This window comes from Anoxybacillus sp. UARK-01 (assembly GCF_002075365.1).
GTDB lineage: Bacteria > Bacillota > Bacilli > Bacillales > Anoxybacillaceae > Anoxybacteroides > Anoxybacteroides rupiense.
In genome coordinates, this window is the sequence record NZ_NASY01000036.1 from 1 (window position 1) to 3,359 (window position 3,359).

General features: G+C 42.1%; 3 protein-coding genes and 1 pseudogene. All 4 read left to right on the forward strand.

Annotated elements, in window-relative coordinates; genetic code table 11:
• Nucleotides 1-181: hypothetical protein (locus B6A27_RS19060; RefSeq protein ID WP_236631812.1), on the forward strand; the 181-nt coding region annotated here is incomplete at its 5' end.
• Between the two features lie 198 nt (nt 182-379).
• Nucleotides 380-2,206, forward strand: coding sequence for an IS1182 family transposase (locus tag B6A27_RS07320; RefSeq protein WP_236631813.1), 1,827 nt, complete (start codon nt 380-382; stop codon nt 2,204-2,206).
• 112 nt (nt 2,207-2,318) lie between these two features.
• The gene (locus tag B6A27_RS18620) at nt 2,319-2,480 is read left to right on the forward strand and encodes a hypothetical protein (RefSeq protein ID WP_161491036.1); all 162 of its coding nucleotides are present in this window, start codon (nt 2,319-2,321) and stop codon (nt 2,478-2,480) included.
• 12 nt (nt 2,481-2,492) lie between these two features.
• Nucleotides 2,493-3,077, forward strand: a pseudogene (locus B6A27_RS07325) (RHS repeat-associated core domain-containing protein); the annotation flags it as partial.
• Nucleotides 3,078-3,359: the final 282 nt, after the last annotated feature.

The following is a 3,359-nucleotide window of genomic DNA, read 5'->3' on the forward strand; positions in this document are numbered from 1 at the left end:
ATTCTATTTGTTGAATGAAATAGAGTATACTAATGTTTATTTTATTGCTGATTTTTTTGATGAAATGGAGATATTATTACCAAAGGACAGAATGGAGGGAATAACATTTAATTTCAACAAATTGAATCAACTAATTTTTATTCAATTTGAATCAAAAAAGATGATAACATTTAAATATTAATTCGTATCGAAAAAGATGTTCTATAGTTATTTATCAATAGTTAGAGGGATGGAAAAACTAATGGGGCTGTCCGAAAAGTCAGTGGAAACTGACTGACGGATAGCCCCTTTGTACAAGTTGCAAAAAAACATCACAAAAAAATCGTCTTTTCTTGTAAAATGGAGTTACCACACTACATTTACAGAAAGGACGATTTTTATGAGTAATCGAACGACTACTCCTCCAGATTATATCATACAACCTTCCCTTTTTCCAGATGAAATAAAGGAGCAGGCTGCTGCAAGTAAACGTGAGCTTGCGCCTACTTTCAAACCTTACGACAACAAGCAGACTCAAATGATTTTGGATCTCGAAATGTTTATCCCTCCCCATCATGTCGCCCGCGTGATTGATGAAATGATCGAAGCGATTCCCGATTCGCAACTGTTCGCGCATTACACCGGAGGCGGTCGCAGTTCCTACCATCCCAAAATGATGCTCAAGGTCATTTTGTATAGCTATTCCCAAAAGGTCTATTCCTGTCGTGGCATGGAGAAGCTGCTGCGTGAAAATCTCCCGGCCATGTGGCTGGCCGCCATGCAACAGCCGGATTTCCGTACCCTCAACGACTTTCGCGGCGTACGCATGAAAGCCCTGATGGATGAGCTGTTTGAAACGATGATTCAACGGCTCCTTGCAGAAAACTATATCACGATGGACAACTATTTTCTCGATGGCACTAAGATCGAAGCCGATGCCAACAAGTATTCATTTGTGTGGAAAAAATCTACGCTGCGCTTCGAGGAAAAGCTCCGGGAGAAGGTACAGGCGACCTTGGCGCACATTCATGCGCTCACGGCTCAGGAAGCCGGAGAAGATCTGTCCCCAGCAGCAGAGGAACTGTCTGCCAAGCTGGAAGAAACAGCGGCGGTACTGGAAGAAAAAGTGGACGCTCTTACCGAACAAATGGCGCAAACGGATGACGTGGAAACCCGAAAAGCCTTGCGAAAAGAGCGCAGCCGCTTGAAACAACCGCTTAAACAAATTCGAGCAGACTTTCTGCCCCGACTGGCCAAGTATGAGCAGCAGAAAGCTCTTTTTGGCGATCGCAACAGCTACTCGAAAACAGACCCGGATGCGACGTTTATGCGAATGAAGGAAGACCACATGAAAAATGGTCAGCTCAAGCCTGGTTACAATGTGCAAATGGCCACCGAAAACCAGTTCATTTTGTTTTACAGTATCCATCAACGCCCGACCGATACGCGCTGCTTCATTCCACATATGGAGCAACTGGCAGCGTCTAGCTTGCCGGTGCCGAAAACCGTCATTGCCGATGCGGGCTATGGCAGTGAAGAAAACTACCTGTATGCGTTAGGGGAAGAAAGAAAGCCGCGATTTGATTTCCTGATTCCGTATAGCAGTTACATGAAAGAGAAGACGAGACGCTACCAAAAAGACATTCGGCATGCCTCTAACTGGGAATACGAGGAGAGGGATGATCGCTTCATCTGCCCGAATGGTCGTTATGTACGATTTAAGAAATATCAAACGAAGAAAAACGCATCGGGATTAGAGCAAAGTTTTAAAATCTACGAATGTGAGGACTGCAGCCACTGCCCGTTGAAACCAAACTGCACGAGGGCAAGGGGCAACCGCCAGGTACACTGGAACACGATATGGGAAGAACTGAAAATAAAAGCCAAACGAGCCCTTGAGGATGACGAGAAATCCGCGATTTACGCCCGGCGCAAAGTCGAGGTAGAAAGCGTGTTCGGTCACATCAAGGGCAATCGCGCGTTCCGCCGCTTCTCGCTGCGCGGGTTAGCAAAAGTACATACGGAGTTCGGGATCGTGGCACTCGCCCACAACCTGTTGAAAGTGGCGGGCATCCGCCTCGCTACTTTCCTGCAATACCAGACAAACAAAAATGCTGAACGGAAATTTTTCCATTTTCTCGTTCAGCATTTTTATTTTTGGACTTATTGGACAGCCCCATTTCACATTGCAGAAAATCTAGTTCGATACAAAGAGCATTCCTGTTAGAAAGGCTTTTAGGAACTTGAAAGAAAAAGCATCTTGGTATGATGCAGCGGTTGCCAATTGTCAAGTTGACACTGTTATCAATCAAACCAAAGAGAACTAATCGTACGAAAAATTGAACAACCGCCAAACCGTATGGGCGTTTACGTGGGCGAATGGGAAACCGAATACGGTCACGAATGCGAATGGCGATACGTTTTACTATGTCATCAACTACCGCGGCGATGTCGTCGGCATTGTCGATAAAAATGGAGCGACGGTCGCGAATTACAGCTAGGATCCATGGGGAAAAGTGCTTTCGGTTTCGGAAAATGCCGCAGTGACTGGACAACTGCTAGGATATGCAGGATATTATTATGATAGGGAAACGAAGCTGTACTACTTGCAAGCGCGGTATTATGATCCGGAGACGGCGAGGTTTGTTTCGAGGGATCAATATCGGGGAGATCTAAATAATTCAATTTCACAAAATGCGTATGTTTATTCCAATAATAACCCTGTTAATTTTACTGATCCAAGTGGGTACTGGTCAAAAACAATCAATTTAGGTTTTAATAGTTATATTAAAGTTAATGTTGGTTGGCAAAAAATATCTCTAGCCATTAATTTAACTCCTGGATTTTTAATAAGTACTGGTATAGGTTTGATTCTCGGTGCCGGAGCTGGCGCTGTTGTGGCACGGTACTTGAAATGGTATCTATATCCAATATTGGCGAATGCAATATTTACTAAGTTATCAGAAGAGATTGTTAAACGTTTAGCTCAGAAAGTTTCAAAAGCTACCTTTAGAAAAATAACTAAAGGGTACAACTGGACAAAAAAATCTATATTTTATAAAACTTTTCAAATTCCTAACTTAATGTTTAGATATTGATATTAGTGTGGCAGGAATAGATAAAAAGCATCCATCATTTTGTTTGAATGAAAAATAAATTGAATCAGGTTTTTTTGTATTATATTTTCGCTTGAGGAAAACAGCGAAGGCTCTTTTGGCTCTTTGTTACTAGCTGTCATCTAAACAATGGTAATATAAAATTTTGATATTTGGTAAATGAAATCTCATGGAGGTTATAAATGGAAACAAAATATATAAAAGATACTCCAATGTTACTTTTATTTGGAATGCTTTATATTATTATTTTCGGCTTATGGTTAA